Origin of the sequence: [Bacillus] enclensis, from assembly GCF_001456935.1 — a bacterium.
Taxonomy (GTDB): domain Bacteria; phylum Bacillota; class Bacilli; order Bacillales; family Bacillaceae_B; genus Rossellomorea; species Rossellomorea enclensis.
On sequence record NZ_KQ758485.1, the window covers coordinates 66,797 to 91,376 of the forward strand.

Here is a 24,580-nt window from a genome sequence, read left to right on the forward strand (position 1 = left end):
GAAGTATTTCTGAATCCGACAGGTACGTTGTCCCTCTGTCCCTCAACTTAAGAAAGCCTGGAGACTCCAACGTCTCCAGGCTTTTTATGAATCATGCAAACTATTGGGACAACGTACCTGTCCCCGCGTCCCACCCATCTCTGATGGATTGGACATTTTGTTCGAGCAAATCCTTGATAACCTCTTCGGCATTGCTTCTGTGCAGATGCTTGGAGAAGTCTGCCAAGTGCTTGAGGGCCTGCTCTGTTCTTCCCTTGTCGTAGTGATGCTGTGCCTGCTTCAGCCTGTTAAGGAGCTGTTTTGCAGTGGCATGGTCAAGATCACCGTTTTCTTTCATGCCCTCAATTTGTTCCGCCAGTGTCGCGGTGCTGACATCAACGGTGATGATCAGCGCGTCGGTGGTTACGGTTTGACCATTGTACGTAACCGTCGCCTTTATTTCGGCTGTTCCTGCATTCAATGCAGTCACTTCTCCCTCACCGAGCTCGACCGCTTCAGGATTACTGTTCTCCCATTCGACCTTCGCACCGGCAAGATCCGCTTCCTGACCGTTTGCCAATGTGACCTTCAGATCAAGATCCGAAGTCTCGCCCTGCATAAGGGTGCTGTCCTCCACAGACAGTTCCGCACTTCCCACAGGAACAGGCAGCTTCATCAAGTCCGCCCCATCTGCGTAATAGATATTCCCTTCCTTATCGATGTCCATCAAATTGACTGTATCCCCGATCAGCTGTTTGCTCATCATCGTGTCAGGATCGATGACCGTCAATTTTCGTGCGGCGGTGGTATAAAGCATGCCCTCTTCATCCCATCTCATGAAGAACGGACGCCATTGACTGCCGCGGTGCACACCTGTATAAAATTCTTTCTGCTTGATGACTTCTTTCGAGTCAGGATCCATTGCGAAGATGACGCTGTTCGCTTTCCCTTCAGCATTCACCCCATAGGCTGCGCCCCACAGATTCCCGTCCGGGCCAAATGAAAGTTCCCCAATCATTTCTGGAGTCTTGATTCCTTCCACTTCCAGGTCAAATAACTCATAGTCCCCTGAAGTGGCATCATATTCAAACATCCTTGCCCTTTCTTCGGTCGGGTCTATGCCCAGTCCGCCTGCCGTGGTGGATCCCCCGTATAACGTTCCGTCCTTATAGGCGAGGCCGATAATGCTCTGATTTTCAATGATGTTCCTGATGGTATTCCATTCACCTGTTTTTTCATCAAATATGGTGAGTGCCCCTCCGAGTTTGCCATAATCGGCGATCGTGCCGGTAAATAGCTTGTCGTCACCCGATGCAAAAGTGAACGGTCTGCTTTGGTCATCCCCGATATCATGAACCATCTCAGGATTATCCCCGCTTTTGCCGTCTTCATATTTAAAAGGCAGCTCGGGGTTGTATTTGTAGATTTGTGCTCCACCGTATATCCCCATATAAACGTTACCATTCATAAAACCGATGCCCTCGATCTGATGAGGGTTGCGCTCACGAAGCAAATAGGATTCAGTGGACGTATCAAATACCCCGAACGACCCTTGATATCCACCCATATACACGTTTTCATCCGGGCCGATTTCCAGACTCTGAATGGATAACCCCTGAAGTTCAACATCAGGATAAATGACATTCACTTCATTCGTCTCCGGATCATAGGTGGAGTATTCAATCTGATGGTGAAGGACAGACAGGACCTGCTTTCCTTCTTTATTCTCTGTCCATTCAAATGCTTTCACCGGGGAAGCTGGCAGCGTGACCCTCGGTTCCACCGGCTGTGTTTCATCCGTATCCATATCATAGGTCCACAGCTCGCTTGTCCGCTTGTCCTTGAAATAAATCAGACTTTCATCATACGGGGAAGGAGGTGAAATCAATCCATCATAGGCAGCTTCATCCTGCCAATTCATTTCATGGACCACTTCTCCTGTCTCCACATCGAGGACCAGCATACTTGTTCCATATGCGACAAACAGCCGGTCTCCGTATTCCCACACATTTGAAACCGAAGTACTCGTACCCGTGATCGGAAGGTCGATTTCCTCACGTTCCCCGGTTTCACGGTTCATTTTCATCAAGTAGGCCGTCGTCCCGATCCCTACATATAAATTTTCATCCGTTACACCCAGTCCCCTTGCATAGTTCTGTTCTTCATGGAAGCGCCCGAGATCCGTGAGGGTGTCAGCCTCAATGTCATATTCGAACACTTTGGCATTCGGATAGGTTGCCCCGTAAATCTTCCCGTCCGCTGTTGCATCCAGCTGCCAAATCCAGTTATCGGAAGGACTCTTCCCGACTTCCTCCAGCTTCTTTTCATCCACCACGTATCTGTACAGGATGCCGTTGTATGTACCGGCAAAATACACATTCCCGTCCGATCCGATGGTCATCCCCCAGACGACATCACTGCCCGGCAGTTCATGGGAGAAAATCTTTTCTCCGGTTTCTGCATCATTGGCATAAAAAGTGGCCGGGGACCCGTTTGTGGCATAGTAAACTTCACCGTCGCCTATCGCCGCTCCCTGGGTTTTGGCCGCCAATGCAGACGGACCCAGATTGATGGGGTCTCCGTATTCAAATGGCAGTTCCAGCTGTTCATTCGATTTCTCAAAGAATTGAATGTTATCATAGTACCCTTTTGTCACAGTGCTTGTGGTCTGATAGAGGAAGACCTTCACTCCGGCTGCACCCGCAGGAGCATCCGCTTCAATTGAAACTTCCTGCCACTCTCCCTCTTTCAGTCCTTCAAAATATTTCGGAGTATTCCCGAAGTTCTTTCCTTCAGCATCATACCAGCGCAGCCAGATCCCCGGGTTCCCGGTTACCAGCTCGTCCACAAACAGCTGAGCCGTCATTTTATAGGAATTCCCTTCGGTCACATCAATCAGCTGACTGAAAAGACCGAAAGAACCCGAGTTATCAACCCTGAGGCTCCTCTCCCCCTCAAACGCCTTTTCTTCAGAAACATTCATGCCCGTCTTATTACCTCCGCTCCAGATCACCCAGGATGGAATATCCTTATCAGACCCGGGGACCGCTTCAAACCCGCTATTCTCTACCTGAAGCTCCTTCCATCCTGCCTCTGCAGACACAACCGGCTGGAGTGCCGGAACCAGTGAAATCAACAATAATAAAGAAAGCATTATCGAAACCGTACGCATTACTTTTTTACTCATTCTTTTTCTCCCTTCCACATTTCGTATGATTATGACAGAAACGGCCCTCCTTCCTCGAAAATTGTTTACATTTAATGACTTCTTTCCCCTTCTTCCGTAATCCTCTGAACGGTCATTTCTACTCTCTTAAGAGACACGAAAGGGGTCATAGTACCCACAAAGGGACAGGTTCATCGTCCCACCCGGGTGGGACGATGAACCTGTCCCCCTGTCCCGCCATAAAAAAAGAGCAAGCATATACCTTATGCTCACCCATTCTTATAAACGATTTCCCCGCCGGCGATTGTCATTTCCACCCTCAACTCTTCATCGAGCACAACCAGATCGGCATCGAATCCTTCTTTTATACTTCCTTTCACTGCATCTTTTCCTATTGCTTTAAGCGGGCTCTTTCCCGCCATGTAGACAGCGTCTTCCAGCGAAACCCCGCAGTGCTCCACGGCATATTTCACACCTCTATCCATCGTGATGGCGCTGCCGGCAAGCGGCCCATCCTTGAGTCTTAGACTATTCCCTTCTTTGACAAGGTGTTTCCCCCGCAAGAAATACTCTCCATCCTCCAGGTTGTTATATCCTGTACAATCCGAGATAAGCATCATCTTTTCCCTGCCCTTTACCTTATACAGAAAGCCGATCATTTCAGGATGAACGTGGAGTCCGTCCGGGATTATTTCACACATCAATTCTTCAAATATCAGGGCAGCGGCTGCCGTCCCCGGGCTCCGGTGATGAACGGGACTCATCGCATTGAAGGTATGCGTAATCTGACGGAGCCCATGCTTTACGGCCAGCCTCACATCCTCAAGCGAAGCATTCGTGTGGCCTGCCGAAAGCCGGATGCCGTGTGAACACAATTGATGGAGAACCTCGGGGTCCTCCACTTCTTCCGGGGCAATCGTGATGAGGGAGATAATGTTGGAATGGGGAAGGATGATACGATGTGCGTCCTCTGCCGTGAGTCGCCGGATCAAGGATGACTTCTGGGCCCCGGGGCAGGCAGGACTGATCCAGGGGCCTTCGACATGAACACCGAGAAGGCTGGCATAGGAAGGCTTCCGCTCAAATCTTTCTGCGTGCAGCAGGAAGTCTTCAAGATCGGACAGGTCTGCCGTTCTTGAAGTTGCGAGGAAGGAAGTCACACCGTAACGCGGCAGCCGTTCAGCAATCTTGTCAAAAGCTGCCGCAGAGTCCATGAAATCATCCCCGCTCACGCCATGAACATGGATATCCACAAAACCCGGACAGATCACTCCTTTTGTAATATACAGATTTCTGACGTCGATCGGCTCATCCTCCCCGACATAGAAGACCTTCCCGTTGGAAATCCCGATCGTTTTATTCGCAAAACGCTGCCCGTCAGTGATGATGTCGCCTTTAAGATAGTACAAGTACAATCCTCCTCTTTGGGACGGGGGGACAGGTTCATTGTCCCCCCGTCTCTGTTATAGATATACGGTTGATTTCGTTTGGCTTGATTTGTATGCGGCAAGGGCGGCTTCGAGTGCCTTGAGGCCGTCGTAGCCTGTAATCGAAGGTTTCCTTTTCTTGTCAACGCAGTCGACAAAGTCTTTTATGAGTCCGTAATCCATGTCATTCCCGTAGAAGACATGTTCCAGCGATTTAGCTCCGCTCTTATAAAGCCTGAAGTGTTCTTTGAATGCGTCGGCCCTTACTGAACGTTTCGTGCCGATTACTTCGATCGTTGCATCCCCCCAGACCGGATACTCTGAAAACCTTGACCAGCTTGCGTCGTGGGAGGCAATCACCCCGTTCTCGAATTCAAGCGTGAGGATGCCCGCATCATCGATTTCGATGTCATGGAAGAAGGAATCGACGATCGCATGGACGGAGATGATTTCCCGTCCTGAATACCAGCGCATGATGTCCACCATATGAACGGTGTGATCCAATACGGCCCCTCCGCCGGATAACTCCTTGTCGATGAACCAGCCGCCGGGTGCCTGGCCGCGGTTGGTTGTACGGAATGCCACGATTTCACCAAGCTCCCCTTCATCGATCATGTTCTTCAAATGCATGATCGGGTCGCTGAATCTGACCGGGAACGCACTCTGCAGGATCACACCCTGCTCGTCGCAGACGCGAATCATTTCTTCTGCATCTTCTACGTTCGTAGCGATTGGTTTTTCACAGAGGATGTGCTTTTTTGCTTTAGCCGCGTTCACGACCATTTCTTTATGTCGGCTGTTTTCACTGCAGATGATGACCGCGTCCATATCCGCTGTCAGGAAATCAGCCTGATCATGATAATATTTCGTCCCATAGCTTCCGGCTGCTTCTTTCCCGCGCTTTTCATCGTCATCATAGATCCCCGCGATTTCTACATCTGCGAGTTTCATCAGACTGTCTGCATAGCTGAAGGCATGCATATGGGCAAAGCTCATCATTCCGATTTTCATCAAGCGCCTCCTCCTTTCACAAGCTTCTTACAGGTTTCCAGCTTTTCGTAAAATGCCTCATCGGCAATGCGGGACTTCTCCAGAATATCCTCCACACTGTATTGAAGCGGCAGGCGGGTGGATCCGCTTGGTTTGACCGGGGTCATTTCCTTACTGTCGAACTCCGCGATCCTTTTGATCCCGCTCCATTCCAGCTCGATCCGTTCGTCCGTCCCGCCGAATGTATACTCCAGATGGGCCATCTTTCCCTCCGCGAAACTCAGTGTAAGGATGTGATGCCGGGGTACCTTGCCGCGATTTGTGGCTGTTATATGAATGCGCTCCGGTTCACCCGCGACGGCTGAAAGTACGAAAAGGTCCCCGCAGATGTCAGTATCACCGCCGGTTTCCGGGAGGGTCCTCCTCAGTCTCAGGACGCCTCTGGGATCCCCGCTTCCCGCAATCACTTCCTTCATACGCTGATAAAAAGGATACAGCTCCAAATCAAAGTAGACCTTCGCATGTTTCCCTTTGTATTCTTCCGCCAATTCCAGGGGTATGAATACATGACCTGCTTCCTCCGCAGCCTTCCCTTTACCTTCCTTCATCGATAGCAGCACCGTCCCGCCGGAAACTGAGCTGCTTTTAATTTTTTCCTTTCTTGCGATTACCATATTTCTCATGGCGAACCTCCTATTCCAGCAGTTTTTTCAGACGTCTGACGGCTTCTTCATTCGATTCCTTCGCATCCTCATGACCCTCGTATTCAATGGAAAGGAAGCCTTGGTAGTTTGTTTCCTTCAACCCTTTCACAATGGACGCAAGGTCCACCTGTCCATCGCCGGGAACGGTCCCGATCAGTTCGACTCCCTCTGTGGACTTGAATCCCTTCAATGGTTCAAGTGCCTCTTTTTTCCTGAAATCCTTAAAGTGGACATGAACGATTTCTTCCTTCAATCTGTTAAACGCGTGAAGAGGGTCTTCATGCACGAGCAAAAAGTTCCCTGTATCAAAGGTCGATCCCACATAAGGGCTGTTCACCTTTCCGATGATTTCTTTCACCTGTTCGCTTTTCCCGGCAAGCAGGCCGTGATTTTCAATGGCAAGATAGACGCCTTCTTCCTCCGCTTTTCCCGCGCACTGTTGCAGTCCTTCTACAATCCAGCTCTGACCGTCTTCATACGTCAAGCCCCCATGAAGATCGCCGCAGAAAACGCGGACAATATTCGTCCCCAGTTTCTTGGCAGTCTCGATGCCTTCCAATACCTTTTCAGTCTCCAGCCTGCGGTCTTCTGCAGATTCCTTCACAAAATTATTTGAGACATCATAAGCGGAAACAATTAGGCCCTTTTCCTTCAATGCCTGATTGACATGCTGGATTTCCTTGTCCCTGTCGCCGTCACTCCAGTAAAAATCAAGGAGCTCGACACCATCAAGGGAAATGTCTGCCGCATAGTCGATGAATTCGAATATGGACCAGTTTTCCTTTTTGATCGTTGATGCGAGACTGTACATGCTGACGCTGATTTTCATGTGAGGTCCCTCCCTGCTTTATTCAATTGCTTTGCTACAAATGCGAGTTTCTTTTCTTCATGGAACCCATTCATCTCATGCGTGAACTGGGGATACACTTCGATTTCTTTTTCAACTGAACCCAGATGGTTAAAGGCGGCAAACACGGTCGAAGGAGGCGTTACATTGTCTTCAAGACCAACGGCCATCAGGGCAGGGCATGTGATAGAGTCACAGAAATGAAGACTGTCGATATAGCTTAATGTCTCTTTGACCTTATCGGTGGTCGCACCCTGTGGATCGTTCCATTTAAAATAATTGACCACTTCCATATAAGGGCCTTGAAGCGCAATGTCCATTGCCCGCTCGAAGTGGGTCATGAACGGCCAGTCTGAAACCATATAGTCCACCCCATCACCGAGACCCGCTGCAGCAAGCGCCAGCCCGCCGCCCTGCGAGGAGCCCATCACACCGAATGATGAAGGGGTGACAAGCGCCTCTTGGGACCGCGTCCACTGAAGCTGGAGGATGACATCCCGGTACGCATTGGTATAATAGTAGTTTTCGTGATCAAGGATGCCGTTCAGCATCCATCCTGTAATCCGGCTTCCGTTTTCGTATCTGGCATAGTCAGGGGAAGATCCCTGTCCCCGCACATCAAATGAATAGACAGCCGCCCCGAGCGCTGTCCATTTCAAATAATCCGCGGCCAGTCCGCAGCTTCCCGTGTATCCGTGGAAACAGACGAGGACCGGACACTCCTCCGCTCCCGCCGGCTTGACGAAGATGCCGTTCAAGGGCGTCCCGTTCCAGCTTTCAAACAGGAGATCGCTCACCTCTACTGACTGGACGGGATATTCTCGCCTCGCAGCCTTAACGTTTGGACGCAAAGACTCCATCTTTACTTTCTCTCCGGCCCAGAATGCTTGGAAATCCGGCGGCCGGCCCGTAAGCTCCGGTTTATATTCACGTAATTGTTCAAGAGGAAAATCCCCCACATTCCTTCCCATTTGGTTCACCCCGCTTTCATGATTAAAACGGCCATTCCAGCTCAAAACCGTCTTCCCTTAATTCGAGTTGGAAGGTTTCGAGCAGCTTCTGGTCTTCCCGGACTGCTTTCGGTTCGACACCCCGATCGATACAGAAGGCAGCAAGTGCACCGCATGCCTCCCCGATATTCCATTCGACCGGATGCAGCCTGAAGCAGCCGTTTGTAATGTGGGTGGTGCCGATGTTTTTGCATCCTGCGAGCAGATTGCCGGCATCTTTAGGGATGAGCGCGCCCATTGGGATATAAAAAGGCTGCGCCTTGATATCAAGATAATTCCTTCCGGCCATGCTCGGGTGGAGATCGATGCTGTAAGACCCGATCCCGACCCGGTCGTTGAACTTCCTGCCGGCCTGCCCTTCATGGAGGTCGGGTGACACATCCTGCTCGACGACTGTATATTCCGCCTTGATCCGCCGGGATTCCCTTATATAGGGAGCCTTTGCCAGCCCGTCTTCCGTCTCGAATAAATCTTTCCGCAGTTTCAGGCCCGGGTAACCTTTTCCGCCGTCCGGCCTCGTGGCTTCGGTCTGAAGCCAATACAGCAGGGAGAGGCTGAGCTGTTTTCCCTGATAAAGATTCTTTTCCTTCTCATCCTCCGTCACGTCGTACACATTCCCAAGAAAATAGTCATTCTGCGGCCAGTTCATCAATGTGACGTCCCCACCTGCTGCGTGCAGATCGAACTGGCTGCCGTCAAAAATCCTCCGGTACTCCCATAGCGGGAATCCTTCATCTTCCCTGAACAGCGTGTATTTCCTTTTTTCCTTCGAGATCGGGTGCGGCGCAAAGAAGCTGAGCAGTTTATCCGGCCAGATGTCGGGATGGAAATCCCTCCAGAACGAATACATCGCAGGTTCAGGAATCGTATGGTCCTCACCTTCCCGGTATTCCATCCCAAGGACGTATGTGAACGCCTGGATGTCAGAAGGATCCGCCGTGTCCACAGCATGCGGTTCACCGCTCTCTTCCTTTGCCTCCGCGCCGGTCACGTATTCCAATCCGGCAAGCGGAAGGATGTCGCCGGCTTCCGTCGCATCGACAAAGTACCGTGCTTCCACTTCTTTCTCTGTCCCGGATGCTTCATTCACCAGCGTCATTTTCTGCAGCTTGTTCCCTTCCTTCGTCACCGAGACCACCCTCGTATTGCGCAGGATCTGCAGCCGGCCGGTCAGTTGATGAGGGAGGAGCATTTCATTCAAAACATGCAGGGTGACCCGGGGATCATGGCAAATATTGCTCACCAGACCGTTCCCCGGATTCAGCTGCTCCTTCTGTTCTTTAAGCTTCAAATTCTTGCGGTACGTATCCCTCACCCTGTTCCGGTAGTTGCGGTACCTTTTCGTACATCCGAATTCCTCGATCCAGCGATGTTCATCGGGCGGCACGCCCTGCGCGGTCACCTGTCCGCCGATCCAATCCGTTTCTTCGGTCATGATCACCTTCAGTCCCCTTGCGCACGCTGCCATTGCCGCTGCGCATCCTCCGAGCCCCCCTCCGGCGATGAGCAGATCCACCTTTTCACCCTTAGTCATAGATACACTTCCTTACCGGTACGGGCCGATTCGTATACTGCATTGAGCATTTTCATGACCTGAACGCCGTCAGACACAGGGGCGATCGTTTCTTTTCCTTGCAGGCAGCATGAAACAAAATGATCAATTTCGTTATAAAAAGCTTTTTCAAAATCGAATTTCAAGTTGTCAATCTGCGGGGTGATGTTCAGGATCGTGTCATGCTTCTCCGTCACGATCGCCAGTTCCGGCTCGATTTCCGCGCCTCCCTTATCCCCGAACAGCTTGACGTACAATTCATCCTTTTTTGCCTGGAGCGTGAAGCTCACGTCGACCAGGAGGGACGCCCCGTTTTCAAACCGGATCAGGGCATTCGAAAGATCTTCCACATCGTTATGGGCAGGATCATAATCCGCGGCCTGATAGAATGACAGATTCTTGATATGGCTTCTGTTGCCAAGCTTTCTGTAGGCATTGCCGCTCACCGATACAGGCTTCGGCTTCCCCATGAAGTACCAGCAGATATCAATCATATGGACGCCGAGATCGATCAGCGGGCCGCCTCCCGATTTCGACAGGTCGCTGAACCAGCCGCCTGGATTTCCGAGCCGGCGCAGGCAGGACGTTTTGGCATAATAGATCTCCCCGAGTTCGCCGTAATCCACGAATTTCTTCAACAGCTTGGCATTGTCCCCGTGACGCCTGACGAACCCAACCTGCAGGACCTTCCCGGATGCTTCGACAGCAGCTTCCACCTTCAGCGCTTCTTCGACCGTCATGCACAATGGCTTTTCAACCAGGACATGCTTCCCCGCTTCAAGTGCGGCGATGGCGATTTCTGCATGCGAATTATTCCAGGTGCAGATGCTGACGGCATCGATGTCATCCTGCTCGAGAAGCTCCCGGTAATCGCTGTACAATCGGGTAACTCCGTATAATCTCCCTTTTTCTGCGAGCCGCTCGCCGTTCAGGTCACAGAGGGCGGAAAGCTCCGCCTCCCCGCTCTCAAGATACGGCTTTATATGAAATTCTGAAATCGATCCCGTCCCGATCACGCCCACTTTCAACATGTATCCTCTCTCCCCTCGTTTATCTGAATTTCTTTTCCCAATCTCGAAGATTCATAGATTCCCATCAGCAGTTTCAGTACTTCAAATCCATCTTCCCCATCAATCAGCGGTGCCACTCCTGTACGGATGCACTCGATGAAATGATCGATTTCCTCCTTGAATGGATCATTTTTTTCAAATACGGGCTGGGTCTTACCGAGAAGCCCATCTTCTTCTGTAAAAATGGAAAGCGGCAATAATGAGGCACCGCCCTTGTCTCCGAAGATGTCAATCTCGATTCCCTCATCCTGCTCGCCGTTCAGCGCCCAGGAGGTTTCCAGAGAAAGTACCGCCCCGTTTGCGAAGCGGATCCATGCAGCACCGAAATCATCCACATCAAAAATCCGGCCGCTGTTCAATTGCTTGTTGCTGGATTCCCAGCTTGATACATAGTTTGTTTCATAGTTTCCGAGGCCGGTGACTGTCTTACCTGTGATGCTCCGGGCTTCCGGTCTGCCGATCAGCCACCACGCCAGGTCCAGCACATGCACCCCGATATCCATCAGGGCACCGCCGCCTGAGAACGCCTTATCCGTGAACCAGCCCTTCGGTGTCCCGCGCCGCCTGAAAAGTTTTGCCTTCACGTAATACACATTCCCGAAGGTACCTTTTAATGAATGCTTTTTTAAAATCTGCGCTTCACGACGAAAACGATGGGGCATTCCGACCATCGTCATCACATTCTTTTCTTTTGTGAACCGTAAATAGTTTTCCACTTCTTCTACATCCGTTCCGATCGGCTTTTCCATGAATACGTGGATCCCTTTTTCGGCAGCCTTCATCGCAATCGGGATATGGGTCGCATTCGGCGTACAGATCATCACGGCGTCGAGCTGAGTCTTCCCGAACATCTCTTCTGCCGTTTTGAAAAATAGGGGGATCCCGTATGTCTGCGAGATGTCCCTTGCCCGGTCGAGATCCATATCGGCGACTGCAGCGAGTTTTACGCCCTCTGCAGTTTTCAGATTCGGAATATGGCTGGATTCCGCAATCGATCCAATCCCGATCAATCCTATACTTATTTCATTCTTCATCTTCATCCCTCCTCAACTGGAGAAGTTGATTATTTTCGTCAATGCGGCAGAGGGCTTATTCATGAGCTCTTCATAGGCTGCCTCCGCTTCCCCCACACTTATTTCGTGCTGGATGAACGGCTTCACATCGATCCGCCCTTCGCTCACAAGCCGGATATACTCACCGAGATTCCTTCCTTCCGTCCAGCGGACAAATCCATAGGGATAATCGATGGCTTCCGCCTCATAGACTTTATCGTAACGGCCCGGTCCGCCGGCACGCGAGATCAGCAGCTGTGCTTCTTTACTGAACATCAGATTTCTCGGAAAGTCCGGCTCGATATCACCGACGATGACCACCTTCCCTTTGTTCCTGATCCACTCGAGGCTCTGGCCGGTAAGGGGCGACTTCTTCCCCCCCGCACATAACAGAACGGCATCCGCTCCCTGTCCTGCCGTGCACCGGTCCAGTTCCGCTTTCATTTCTTCCGCCGTCGTGAATGCTTTGATTCCCCGGTCTTTTTTAATCATGTCCACCCGCTCTTCGTGAAGATCATATGTAATCACCCGATACGAAGCAGCGTTCGCAATCTTGGCGATCATCTGTCCGAGGAGCCCCATTCCGACGATGACAACCGTTTCCCCGAATTGAAGCCCGGCAGTCCTGAGCGCGTGGATGGCGATCGCCCCGATCCCGCCAAGCGCCGCTTTCTTCGGCTCTACATTTTCAGGGACTTTAGAATAAAGGGTCCTGGGCACGAGAAGGGCATCGGCATGCTGGACGTATGGGGCACCGTAAACCGCGACAAGATCCCCTTTTTTTACATCCTCGATGCCGTCCCCCGCCTCTTCCACCACTCCCATCGCACTGTATCCGAGCGTGATCGGCGTGTCCTTACTGTTTTGAAGAATCGTCAACTCTGTACCGGGGGAGATCGCAGAATAGAGTGTTTTGACCAAAATATAAGAAGGTTTCACCTGCGGCCGACCCTCCTGTACGATTTCCACCCTTTTATTGCAGACCGTTATTTTCCTCATCTATACGTGCCTCCCGTTCTCTGTGAATAACTTCAGCTGCCCAGCCATTTTGCCAGATTTTTTTCAACGAAAACATCATCATGCAAATGAGGGTAAGCTGCACGGACGCGGTCGATTTCATCGAGCTGGCCCGGGCTGAGCTCTTCCTTATCGGCAAGGCACCACCGACCCTTCATCAATCCCTGGGCTGCGAGCACCTGGTTGATCCCGGCAATGCTCCCCTTGAAGCCATTCTTTGCATCAAAGAAAGCACCGTTCGCATCCGTGATTTCCTGTGCGAGGGTCAGCATCGAAGGGGGAACACAATCGCCCGGCTCCAGCTGTTTGATTTCATGGAATAATTCAACCGCCCGCTTCGTCCATACCGACCAGTGTCCGAGGAGCCCCCCGGCGATCCTCTTCTCTTTCACATCACCTTTCACATTGTATTTATAGGTCGTCAATAAATCGTTGACGATATTATCGTCATTTCCGGTATAAAGAGCGATCTCTTCCTCCCGTCCCGAGCTGCAGACAGCCCTGACAACCTCAGCGGTCAAATACCGGTCAAAGGGAGCCAGCTTGATGGCGTGGACATTCGGGATACGTGCGAATGCTTCCCAGAATTCGTACGAAAACACTCTCCCTCCGACTGCAGGCTGCAGATAAAATCCGAACACCGGGATCATGTCAGCCACCCTTTTCGTCCTTTCCAGAAGCTGCTCCTCTGTATGATCCTGCAATCCGCCCATACTGAGCAGTCCCAGATCATAACCGGCAGCTATACAAAATTCTGCTTCTTCAACAGCCTGCGCAGCCGGCCCGCAGATTCCTGCCACTTTGATGAACGAATCAGGGACACCCGCTTCTTTCATCTCCTCGACAGCAAGTCTCAATACCTTCTGATAAAGATTGAAGCGGGGATCGCGGATTTCAAATTGCGTCGTATGGACCCCGACGGCAAGGCCGCCAACGCCAGAATCGATATAATACCTGGTCAATGCCCGCTGGCTTTTCTCATCCAGCTCCTTATCCCCTGTGATCGCAAGGGGGTGAGCCGGGATGAAGGCACCTTCATGCAATGACTTCTTAACCGAAGGATGCAGCATCTAAAACGCCCCTTGCCTTTCCTGGAAATGGGTCGGTTTATTATACGTATAGCCGTCCTTCTCCACCCAATCCGCTGTCATCTCGATCATCTGCTGCATAGTCACTTTCGGATAGCCGAATAATTTATGGGCCTGTGAAGCATCATTCAGCAGGGCTGTCGGCTGTTCTTCATTGACGAACACCGCCTCTTTCTTGAAGCGTTTGGCAAAGGCTTCAGCAAGCCAGCGTACAGAGATCGTCTCGGGCCCCGTCACATTGAGGATTTTTGGAGGGGAATCCGTGTGCAGCAGGGACCTGATTGCATACTCATTCGCATCCCCCTGCCAGATGACGTTTACATTCCCCATCGTCAGATCGATCGGCTGTCCATTGTATACCTGCCTCGCCACTTCAAGCAGGACACCGTACCGCAGGTCGATGGCGTAGTTCAATCTAAAAAACAGCATCGGCGTATCATTTTTATGGGAAAAATAAGTGAGGACGCGTTCACGGCCGAGGCAAGACTGGGCATACTCCCCGATTGGGTTGACAGGTTGATCCTCTGCGCAGTGGCTTTTGATCACATCCGTGAGCGGATACACATTGCCCGTTGAAAATGACACGATGCGCGACTCGGGGAACTTCTCAGCGAACCTTCCCGGCAAATAGGCGTTCATGGCCCATGTAAAATGCTCATTCCCTACCGTCCCGAACTTATTCCCAGCCATGAAGATGATGTTTTTCACCTGCGGCAGCGCCTGAAGATCTTCTTCCTTCAACAAGTCCGCAGAAATTGTGTGGATGCCGAACGCATTCAGTTCATTCCTTAAGTCAGGTGTCGAAAATCTTGAAACACCATACACCTTTTTGCTCACTCCGGCTTTGTCGATCGCCCTTTTTGCCATCTTGGCCAGTGTCGGTCCCATCTTCCCGCCGACGCCGACAATCATGAGATCACCGTCCAGCTTCCTGATATCCTCAACCAGCGCCTGTGAAGGTTCTGTCATAAAAACTTCTAATTCTTGAATCGTTTTCATTAAATCACTCTCCTAAACTGTAAGATTGAACTTTCTGATAATTTCTTATCAACATCTTATGAAGCCCCTTATTAAAAGACAAGTCTTTAAATGGTCTTTAAAGTGGGCAGACAGAAATATTTCACGCAATTGATTTTTGACAATTCAGACTATTATCTTTATCATTAAATAAAAAGACATGTCTATAAAAGCATGTAGTGGGGGGAGCATGTTGAGAAGCAAAAAATCCATTCACGATAACTCTGAAATCAATATCGGAATCATCGGGCCCGAAGAGCTTGTCGCCCAAACGAAAGAGACATTAAAATCATTCCCGAATTTCAAACCTCATTTCTCCATCATCAGACCCGGGAGCATCATTGCAGAAGCAGCCAAAGACCTGATGTACGACGTCGATGTTCTCATGTTCACCGAGTATCATCTGTACAACCTTGCAAAACAGTTCCTGGATTTCCCGATCCCCGTCCATCATGTCCCACTGATGGGGACCGGATTATACCGATCGCTTTTCCTGATCAAAAACAGCCATGGTCTGAAGAATCTATCGATAGATACGATCGAAAAGAAATATGTTGAGAAAATCCTGGTCGAGCTCGGGGAAGAAAACAGTGAACTGTCCGTCTTCCAGAAGCAGTCCAACCCTCCGCTGATCAGTGACATCGTAGGGTTCCACGCCGAAAATCATGAAAGGCGCGGTGCCATCGCACTGACCGGAATCCAGGAAGTATCAAAACGGCTCCATGAACTGAATATCCCATACGAATGGGTGACCCCGACCCAGCAGGACATGATCGTCTCTCTTGAAAGGGCCCTCCTCGCCACCGAAACACGGAGGAACAAGGAGTCCCAAATCGTATTCGGTTTAATCAATGTCGACGATTTCAAAAAAATCACCGAGAAATACCATTCGGAGCACGATGTCCAGCTGCTGAAATTAAACATCCAGCAGATGCTGCTTGATTACATAAAACAACTGGACGGGCATCTCATCAACCTCGGCGGCGAGGAATACTCCTTCATCACGACCCGGGGCATCTTTGAACGGGAAACGCGCGGCTACAAATTCATCCCGCTGCTGCAGGAAACCAACCATGCGATGGGGATCACCCTGAGTATCGGGGTCGGCTTCGGATCGACGGCGGCCGAAGCCGGCAGCCATGCCCGGCTTGCTCTGCGGCAGGCCAAGGATTCCGGCGGGGATGTATGCTACATCGTCCGCGAGAACAGGAGCGTCCTCGGTCCCGTCGATATCACGACAAACACCCAGTACGAGCGGTATGATCTCGCCATAACGGATGCAGAGCTCCTCGACAGGGCCGAAAAAGCGGGAATGTCCGCCTCCTACATGACCAAATTGATGGCAAGGGTCGAACGGTACGGAATTGTCGACTACACGGCACAGGAACTTGCTTCGACCCTCAACATCACGGTCAGGAGCGCCCACCGGATCCTGCTAAAATGGATGGACGCCGAACTTGTCGACATTGTCGGTGAGGAAAAGCTTACCCACAAAGGCAGACCGCGCCGCATCTACCGATTGAGTTTTACGATGGATGAGAAGGTTCAGTAAATCAAAAAGGCGAGGCGGCGTGCATGAGGCTCCAGCCCCAGGTACTGGACAATTTAAAAATAGAATTCGGGAAGCGTCCTGAATTCTATTTTATTTGCCGTGAATCCTATTCATGTACACCCTCTCCCCTGAAACCCGGCTTGCTCCCGCCGATTCGATGAAACGGATGATTTCAAGTGTTTCACTTAACTCGATCCCCGGGCTGCCGTCTTGGAAAAAACAGATGATCTCTTCCAGAAGACTCGCGTAGAAAGGCTTGGTATCAGCAGCCACATTTACATACTCCGTCCCTTTTTCAAAGTGGACAAGGGCTCCGAACTGCTGGCTTCCGGAGCGATATCCTCTGACCGTCCCAATTCTTCCGTCCCTCCACTGTCCCACGATGAAGTCATGGTCATTATTCCATTTTGCGTTCACCGCTTCTGCCCCTTCACCCAGGATCGCGAAGAGCATTTCGACCGCATGGATCCCGTACCAGAAGTACCCCTGCCCGGCGATCATATCCATCGGTCCGAAACAATCAGCACCGATGATCGCACCTTTATCCTGCCTTGATAATACGCGTCGCAGCCCTTCTGAAAAACGAAGCGCTGACGAGCTCATGATTGGGGTTGAATAGGCGGATGCAAGTGCAGCCATTTCCTCTGCATCCGAGGACGAGAGACTGAAAGGCTTATCGATGAAAATCGGCTTTCCGTAAACAATCAATCTCCTCAGCTGCTCCAAATGAGTGCTGCCGTCCACCGATTCAAGCAGGACGGCGTCCGTCCCTTCCGCAGCTTCCTCCAAAGTATCCACGATTTCTACCCCGTGACTGCGGACCTCCTCAGTGATCCGGCCGATCCTGCTGACACTCAGTTCAAAGTCCGGTGATCCGCCCGGGAAGGCTTTTATGACCTTCCCGCCGCGTACATGATGTTCCCCGCCTGGATCATTCAGTAATCTGGTGAAAACAGAGGCATGGGAGGTATCGAGCCCGACCATGCCGATGTTGAGATCCTTCATCTATCCGACCTCCTTTCCGCGGACTATTTAAGTCCCGACATCTGGATTCCTTCCGTGAAGTAGCGCTGGAAGAATAAGAAAATCAGGAATGTCGGAATGAAGGACAGCGTCGAACCGGCCATTTCGATCCCAAAGTTCCCTTCTTTTCCAAGGATCGAGGCAAGCCCGACGGTCACCGGAAACATTTCTTCCCGCGTCATATAGATCAGCGGCTGGAAGAGATCGTTCCAGTTGGAGATGAACGAGAACGTTCCGACTGTCGCGACAACCGGGATCGACAGCGGCAGTATCACCTTAAAGAACACTTTGATATCATTCGCCCCGTCTATGCGGGCCGCTTCTTCCAAGTCATTCGGGATGCTCTGCAGGAACTGTCGGACGAGGAAAACGCCCATGATCCCCCAAAGCTCGGGGATGATCAATGCCCAATACGTATTGATCCAGCCGAAATCCGCGAACATGATATATTTCGGAATGATGAGAAGCTGCTGCGGGATCATAATGACCGCCATGAATACCCAGAAAATGATTTCGCGGCCCGGGAATTGTTTTTTTGCAAAAATATAGCCGAGGATCGCACAGAAGATCATCTGGCTGAAAACGGGTATGATCGTGATGACGATGGAGTTGAAGATCCACCTTACGAAGAGACCGTTTCCAATTAAATACGTGTAGTTGCTCAATGTCGGATCCTCGGGAATCCAGAAGAGCGGATCCAGCAGTGCATACTGCATATCTTTAAACGAACCAAGCGCCATGATGATAAACGGCAAGAGGAAACAGAGTGCCAATACCGCCAGCGCAAAATATTTTATGACTTTTCCCATTGTTCACCCTCCTTTACCTTGGGGATTAATAATATTTCGTTTCCTGACCCATGTATTTCCGCTGGATGAGCGAGATGATCAGGATGATAAAGAACAACACATAGGAGAGAACCGCTGCGTAGCTCAAGTTAAGTCCTCCAAACCCTTGCTGGTACAAATAAAACACGATCGTCGTTGTTGCATAGTTCGGCCCGCCTCCCGTGAGAAGGAAGGTGGAGTCGAAGATCTGGAACGAACCGATCGTTGTGATGATCGCCACATAAAAATGGATTGGTTTCAAGAGCGGGAACGTGATCGACCAGAAAATCTTGAACGGCGTCGCCCCGTCGATCCTGGCCGATTCATATAGCTGCTTGTCGATTGACTGCAGCCCTGCAAAATAGTAGATCATCGTGCTTCCAGCCACTTTGAATATACTTAGGCCCGCAAGGACGATCAGGGCCTGGCCCGAATCGGAAAGGAACAGCTGGGTATCAACACCGAACAGGCTGAGGAGATAGTTCACCATACCTGATTCAGTCCCCCTGAACAGCCATCCCCAGATTCCGGCGATGATGACGAAGGAAGTGACGACAGGCAGGAAGAAAATACCCTTGAAAAATCCTTTCAGCCACACACCCGAATTGATGATCAGTGCAAGGATCAATCCCAGTGCCATCGTAGGGACGATATAGTAAATGGAGAATAAGACCGTATTCCAAATCGCTTTCCAAGCGAGTTTATCTTCGAGGAACCTCATCCAGTGCTTAAGCCCGACAAATTCCGGATCACCGATGACCTTCCAGTCCAGAAATGTCAGGACAAAACTGAACGCAAACGGGAAAATCTGAAAAATCAGGAAGTGGATCAATGTGGGGATAAGAAAGATGTAGACAATCGCATTCCGGTCCCATTCCCGTTTAATCCGGGTCTTCAGAGGCAATTTTTTATTTTTCATTTTCAATTCGCGTTTGACTGTCTCTGTATTAATCAGTTTCATCACCCTCTTTTTATGTAAGTTAGGAAACAGAGAGCACCAATCCGGGAAAGGATCAGTACTCTCTGCCTAAAACACTATTGTTTGGCGAGTTCCGCTTTGATTGCTTCTGCAGCTGCATCGGCTGCTTCCTTAGGTGTCTTCTCACCTGCCATCATCGTCTGCACTTCAGCCTGGATACCAGGCATGATGGAACGTCCGATCGGGTGGATGACACCCGGCTGTGCATATTGTGTATACTCGGAAAGCTGGCTTAGATACTTCTGGTCGTCAAAGATATCCTTCGCTGATTCACGAGCCGGGATATACTGTGTCAGCGTGTTGAATTTTCGCTGATTTTCAGCATTGGTAACGACTTTGATGAACTCTGCTGCCGCATCCGGGTTATCACTGTTCGATGGAACAACGAACATTCCCGTAGTACCGTATGTGGCCTGTTCCTTGTTTTTAAGCGGCGGAGCGATGACGAAGTCAAGTCCGCTCTTTTGAAGATTTGTCAGTGAAATTCCGGATCCCTGAACAGCGAGCATCTTCCCGCCGTTCCATAATGCATCATGTTCCATCGCCGTGACGGAATCTTCAGGAATCCATCCTTTTTTATACATATTATTGATGAATTCAAACGCTTCGACGCCTGCTTCGTTGTTGATTTTCACTTCATCATCCTGCGTGATGACTTCGCCGCCTGCCTGCCACAGGAACGGATACAATGTTCCGTTCATAGAGCCGCCGCCCTGATAGCTGAGTGCGTAGAACCCTTTGTCTTTAGCCTTTTTAGCCCAGTCAGAGAACTCATCCCATGTAGCGGGAAGTTTTTCAGGATCTTCACCGATTGCTTTGATGACTTCTTTATTGTAGAAAAGTGTATAGGCTTCCTGAAGGATTGGAAGGCCGTACGTTTTATCCTTCCATTTTGTTGAAAGCAGCGCAGTATCAACAAAATCATCCATATCGTTATCTTTCAAGTAAGGATCCAGCTCTAGAAGCATCCCTTCGTTTGCATATTGAGGCATCTGGTCAGGGATGGCATAAAAGACATCCGGACCGTTGTTGGCAGCGAGTGCCGTCAATACTTTTTGATCCCGGTTAGCCCATGGAATCGTCTCGATCTTTACATCCACATCAAATTTTTCTTTATAGGAAGCAACAATTTCGTCCCACATCTTTTTCTCTGCATCCGCATCACCCGTATAAGGATGGACCCAAACCGTGATTTCACCGGAAACTTCCCCGTCCCCTGCTTTTCCTCCTGCCTTTTCATCCTTTGAACTGCAGGCAGCCATCAGGAAAAGTCCCATGACCAACACTAAGAGAAATGTCAATTTCTTTTGCATGAATGATCCCCTCTTCTTATTTATTTTTTGAATCTGTGTACCCCTTTTGTTATGACTCTTAAAGATCCTGACTTTCCTGTGACACCCCCCTGGTATTCTGTACAGAATGATCGAGCGCTGTCATTTCTGTAGAGCAGTCAAATTCTCACTCGCCAAATCAGAATTGTAAAAATATTCATAACCTTTCTTCAAGTCTAATTCGTTTCTTTAAAAGAGACAAGTCTCTTAATTGTCTTTAATAAAAACAACACGTCCCTTCTTGAAAGGGTTTTGAATTATAAGAAAAGTCATTGCTTTCCTGTACTACCGTGACGTATAGTAGTTCACAAAAGGGGTGGAATTATGGGAGGATGGGAACGGTTTAATACGATTGTGTACGGGATGCTTAAGCTTGCATACCTCAACCTGCTGTGGGTGTTGTTTACTATTGCGGGCCTTGTGGCATTCGGTTTTTTCCCTGCCACCGCCGCGCTGTTCACAATGGTGAGAAAATGGCAGCTCCGTGACGAGACCGGCCCGGTGTTCACGTCGTTTTGGCATACATATAAGAAGGAATTTTTTAAATCGAACGGCTACGGCCTTATTTTTACAGTGATCGGTTATATCCTTTATTACGACTTCACTTTCATCGGATTGAACAGCGGGAAGCTGACCTTCCTCGTCCCGGTGATCGTGTTGATCCTGATCTGGTATATGATCACCCTCTTCTTTTTCTTTCCGGTTTACGTTCACTTTGATCTGCCGTTCTTCAAGGTCCTGAAGCAGTCATTGCTGATTGCATTGACTTCACCGCTCGAACTGATCCAGATGGCGGCTGCATGCGGACTTTTATATGGGATTGTGTCCCTGCTGCCCGGTATCATTCCCCTTTTTAGTGGAAGCGTCCTTGCCTATGCGGTGATGTGGATCGGGCTGCGGGCTTTTGAAAAAGTGGAGAGGAAGAAATTGAAGAGTGAGGAAAATAAGACAGCTTGATAATGAGGTAGACCGCTTCCGGTTTGGGAGCGGTTTTTTTTTGAGGGGGAAATTATCAAACTGCTCTTTTGAGATTATCGCAACCCCAGCGGTTGATTGGAGTACAAGACGAAGACTCCTGCGGGAGAAGTGGCCAATCGGAAAAGCGGAAGGGCTTTGAAGAGAGGCGGGTGGCATAAGACGAATTGGCCGGGAAGGCGTTCTTTGCCTTCTTGGTCGATTTGGCTTATGACATGTGCCTCTAAGTCCTGCAGCTGGACATGTGAGACCCCGCAGGCAAAGCCGAGGAGGCTCACGGGTCACCCGCGGAAAGCGAAGTCTTGCACGGAAATCAAAAAGCGGTATTGCAACTACTGGCTAAAAGAACGATGGCAGGTCTATTTTCCCATCTGACATTACGACTATTTAAAGACTTGTTTCAGGGGTTCTAAATCTATAAAAATAGGAATAACAGCATGCGGCAGTTTCACAATGACTCACCTACTCCATCTAAGAAAGAACTTACATAAAGCAGGTAGAAAGGCGGTGTATGAAGTTTTACTCAAATGAATACTATTTTCAGAGGAGATGGGAGAATGAAGAAGAAGGGAAAATCGTTTTGGATCATGGCATTGGCTTTGGTCATGCTGGCCGGATCCATGTATGTTCCGGCAGGTTCTGCCACAGCCGAAACAAACGGGCAATTTGCAGACCCTGTCAATCTCGGCCACCAAATTGAAAGCGTTGCCGTTTATGATTCTGCTTATGGGGAGGAGGACGGACGGGACGTCATGTACACGACCGCTTCAGGAAGCCCGGCCATTTTCCAGGTAATCGACCTGGAATCGCAGGAAGTGCTGAGGTCCTACCCGCTTGAAGGGACTGGTGCCGTGTGGACACATATCACCGTTCCAAATGGCAATGTGTACATCGGAGGAAACGGACACCTTTACGAATACTCCCCCGTGACACAGGAAGTGAAAGACCTGGGCGGGATCGGGGAAAGCGTGGTGTACGGCTTATCCTATGATGAAGATGGCCGTGTTTACTTCGGGTCTTTCCCGAATGCGAAAGCTGGGATGTATGATCCAAGTACAGGGGAAATGAGGGATTATGGAACAGTCGCACCAGGTCAAAGTTACACTCGCTCAACCGCATACCACGATGGATTCCTTTATCTTGGTGTCGGTGTCGACAACCGTATGGTGAAGCTTGATGTGGAAACAGGCGAGTATGAGTCGATCCCTGTTCCGGACCACGTCATCCAGGGGTCAAGCGTATGGCAGATGGATGCGTTCGGCGACTATATCGTTGCAGGTGTAGGCGGCGGTGATAATTCGTTGCTTTTCTACAATACAAACACGGATCAATGGGAAGATACTTACTATGAAAATAATAAGGGACTCCGACTTATCCAGGGGCTTCCCGGCAGTGATAAGGCCTATTTCCAGCAGGGAGGGCGAATCATGGAAATCGACCACGAAACCCTGGACGCAAGTGATACAGGTGTCAGGTTCGGCACATTCATTCGCAACACAGGCTGGGTCGAACTGGAAGGTGACCCGGATTTTCCAGGTTACTCACTTGTAACCGTCCAATTTGCCGGACAAGTCACATACATGAACCTTGAGACGAAAAAAGTAAAAACCATCCAACTTCCGGTGGTCGGAAATCCGATTCCTATCCAGACCCTTGAAAACGGACCGGACGGGAATCTGTATATGAGCGGCTACCCGGGCGGAAAGGGTGCGGTTTACCGCCCGGATTCCGATACTTCTGAGATGTTCACACTCGGTCAGGCGGAAGGAATGGCGGCGATCGGGGACAAGATGTATTTCGGGGTTTACCCAGGGGCGATCATCTACGAGCTTGATACCACCAAGGAAGTACTGGACAGACAGCAAATCTATGATATCCCCCATCAGGACAGACCGTTCGAAATGGAGCCGGTGAATGATAAGCTCTATATCGGCACGATCCCTGATTACGGTAAGCTTGGCGGATCATTGACGATCCTTGATCCTGCTGATCCTGATAATGCCCAGGTTTTTGAAAATGTCATCCACAACCAGGCGATTGTCGCCCTGGCGGAAAAAGGAGACAAGCTGTACGGTTCAACCACGATTGCAGGCGGCCTTGGAATTGACCCGACAGAAGAAGCGGCAAAAGTCTTTGTTTGGGACCTTGAAAGCAATGAAAAGATTACTGAATTTGTCCCTGACATCCCCGGTCTCGACTACAACCCGCGCATGATCAGCGGGATGAGTGAAGGTCCGGACGGCCTGTTATGGTCGGCGGCCGACGGAACGATCTTCGCCATGGACCCAGAGACACTGGAAGTGGTAAAAAGCAAGACCATCTATGAAGATGTGAAGAATTACGGCAGATGGCGCCCGATCCACATCCGCTGGGATGACAACGGCATCATGTATACGACACTTGCCGGAAAACTGACGGCCATCGATCCGGATTCACTTGATTTTAAAACGCTAGGTTCGACAGAGCTTATGACTGTCGGCATCGACGGTGACATTTATTATGCGGACGGAACGGACTTGATGAAAATCGATGTGCTGGAAAATACGTTGGAATCCGCAATGGACTTGATTTCTGAAGAAGCGGCGAACGGAAGTATCAGCCACCCTGTCCATCAGCAGCTGATCAACTCACTGAAGCAGGCGGCCCATCACCGCGATAAGGGTGATTTGGATCAGGCACGGAAATTCGTTGATAAAGCATTGGAGCATTTAAAGAAAGCCAAGGATGACGATGTGGTGAATGATTTGGAGGTTAAGCTGGCGGTTAAGACGATAGAGTTGTAAGTTTTGAAAAACCCGGTTCGGTGTGGGGCACCGAACCGGGTTTTTTGTATGGGATGGAGTTGGCAGGGATATGGATGGTGATCGATCATTTTTTGTGATAACCTTCTAACCAATTTCGGGATTTTTAACTGAAATAGGGATTTATCAACAAGATTCTGGACGTTTTTCAATTGAGACCGGGGCGGTATCAG

Annotated in this window: 19 protein-coding genes; 3 read left to right on the plus strand and 16 right to left on the minus strand. The window is 50.1% G+C overall.

Going from position 1 to position 24,580, the window contains the following annotated elements; genetic code table 11:
* Positions 1–100 precede the first annotated feature (100 nt).
* From AS034_RS15470 to AS034_RS15525, 12 genes are all read right to left on the minus strand, one after another.
* Positions 101–3,166, minus strand: a complete 3,066-nt coding sequence (locus AS034_RS15470) for an FIMAH domain-containing protein (RefSeq protein ID WP_141687740.1) — start codon at positions 3,164–3,166, stop codon at positions 101–103.
* A gap of 248 nt (positions 3,167–3,414) precedes the next feature.
* Positions 3,415–4,554, minus strand: a complete 1,140-nt coding sequence (nagA, locus tag AS034_RS15475) for an N-acetylglucosamine-6-phosphate deacetylase (RefSeq protein WP_058299216.1) — start codon at positions 4,552–4,554, stop codon at positions 3,415–3,417.
* 54 nt (positions 4,555–4,608) lie between these two features.
* Entirely contained in the window at positions 4,609–5,583 is a 975-nt protein-coding gene (locus tag AS034_RS15480; protein WP_058299217.1) for a Gfo/Idh/MocA family protein, read from the minus strand.
* The gene (locus AS034_RS15485; protein ID WP_058299218.1) at positions 5,583–6,245 is read right to left on the minus strand and encodes a hypothetical protein; all 663 of its coding nucleotides are present in this window, start codon (positions 6,243–6,245) and stop codon (positions 5,583–5,585) included. Before AS034_RS15485 ends, AS034_RS15480 begins: the two co-directional genes overlap by 1 nt.
* 10 nt (positions 6,246–6,255) lie before the next feature.
* Positions 6,256–7,095: a sugar phosphate isomerase/epimerase family protein gene (locus AS034_RS15490; RefSeq protein WP_058299219.1), complete on the minus strand. Its 840-nt coding sequence runs from the start codon at positions 7,093–7,095 to the stop codon at positions 6,256–6,258.
* Complete coding sequence (locus tag AS034_RS15495) at positions 7,092–8,084, minus strand: acetylxylan esterase (RefSeq protein ID WP_074440058.1); 993 nt, start codon at positions 8,082–8,084, stop codon at positions 7,092–7,094. The genes AS034_RS15490 and AS034_RS15495 overlap by 4 nt, the downstream gene beginning before the upstream one ends.
* Positions 8,085–8,106: 22 nt before the next feature.
* The gene (locus AS034_RS15500) at positions 8,107–9,657 is read right to left on the minus strand and encodes an FAD-dependent oxidoreductase (RefSeq protein WP_058299221.1); all 1,551 of its coding nucleotides are present in this window, start codon (positions 9,655–9,657) and stop codon (positions 8,107–8,109) included.
* Positions 9,654–10,706, minus strand: a complete 1,053-nt coding sequence (locus tag AS034_RS15505) for a Gfo/Idh/MocA family protein (RefSeq protein ID WP_058299222.1) — start codon at positions 10,704–10,706, stop codon at positions 9,654–9,656. Before AS034_RS15505 ends, AS034_RS15500 begins: the two co-directional genes overlap by 4 nt.
* Positions 10,700–11,779, minus strand: coding sequence for a Gfo/Idh/MocA family protein (locus AS034_RS15510; protein ID WP_058299223.1), 1,080 nt, complete (start codon positions 11,777–11,779; stop codon positions 10,700–10,702). Before AS034_RS15510 ends, AS034_RS15505 begins: the two co-directional genes overlap by 7 nt.
* Positions 11,780–11,791: 12 nt before the next feature.
* Complete coding sequence (locus tag AS034_RS15515; RefSeq protein WP_058299224.1) at positions 11,792–12,796, minus strand: zinc-dependent alcohol dehydrogenase; 1,005 nt, start codon at positions 12,794–12,796, stop codon at positions 11,792–11,794.
* 32 nt (positions 12,797–12,828) lie between these two features.
* Positions 12,829–13,884, minus strand: a complete 1,056-nt coding sequence (locus tag AS034_RS15520) for a dihydrodipicolinate synthase family protein (RefSeq protein ID WP_176716105.1) — start codon at positions 13,882–13,884, stop codon at positions 12,829–12,831.
* Positions 13,885–14,901 (minus strand): NAD-dependent epimerase/dehydratase family protein, encoded by a 1,017-nt coding sequence (locus AS034_RS15525; RefSeq protein WP_058299225.1) that lies wholly within the window; start codon positions 14,899–14,901, stop codon positions 13,885–13,887.
* Between the two features lie 208 nt (positions 14,902–15,109).
* On the opposite strand from AS034_RS15525, the gene AS034_RS15530 reads away from it, so the two are divergent.
* Positions 15,110–16,471, plus strand: coding sequence for a GGDEF domain-containing protein (locus AS034_RS15530; protein ID WP_058299226.1), 1,362 nt, complete (start codon positions 15,110–15,112; stop codon positions 16,469–16,471).
* A 90-nt stretch (positions 16,472–16,561) separates the two neighbouring features.
* Here the strand turns inward: AS034_RS15530 and AS034_RS15535 are convergent, their stop codons facing one another.
* The 4 genes from AS034_RS15535 to AS034_RS15550 all read right to left on the minus strand — a co-directional run bounded on the left by AS034_RS15535 (position 16,562) and on the right by AS034_RS15550 (position 20,613).
* Positions 16,562–17,476, minus strand: a complete 915-nt coding sequence (locus tag AS034_RS15535) for a Gfo/Idh/MocA family protein (RefSeq protein ID WP_058299227.1) — start codon at positions 17,474–17,476, stop codon at positions 16,562–16,564.
* Positions 17,477–17,499: 23 nt separating this feature from the next.
* Complete coding sequence (locus tag AS034_RS15540) at positions 17,500–18,303, minus strand: carbohydrate ABC transporter permease (RefSeq protein WP_058299228.1); 804 nt, start codon at positions 18,301–18,303, stop codon at positions 17,500–17,502.
* Between the two features lie 25 nt (positions 18,304–18,328).
* Positions 18,329–19,240, minus strand: coding sequence for a carbohydrate ABC transporter permease (locus AS034_RS15545; protein WP_058299515.1), 912 nt, complete (start codon positions 19,238–19,240; stop codon positions 18,329–18,331).
* Positions 19,241–19,356: 116 nt separating this feature from the next.
* Positions 19,357–20,613, minus strand: coding sequence for a sugar ABC transporter substrate-binding protein (locus AS034_RS15550; protein ID WP_058299229.1), 1,257 nt, complete (start codon positions 20,611–20,613; stop codon positions 19,357–19,359).
* A gap of 342 nt (positions 20,614–20,955) precedes the next feature.
* Between AS034_RS15550 and AS034_RS15555 the strand changes: the two genes are divergently transcribed.
* Positions 20,956–21,588, plus strand: coding sequence for a YesL family protein (locus tag AS034_RS15555; protein WP_058299230.1), 633 nt, complete (start codon positions 20,956–20,958; stop codon positions 21,586–21,588).
* Positions 21,589–22,163: 575 nt separating this feature from the next.
* Entirely contained in the window at positions 22,164–24,389 is a 2,226-nt protein-coding gene (locus AS034_RS15560; protein WP_058299231.1) for an FIMAH domain-containing protein, read from the plus strand.
* Positions 24,390–24,580: the final 191 nt, after the last annotated feature.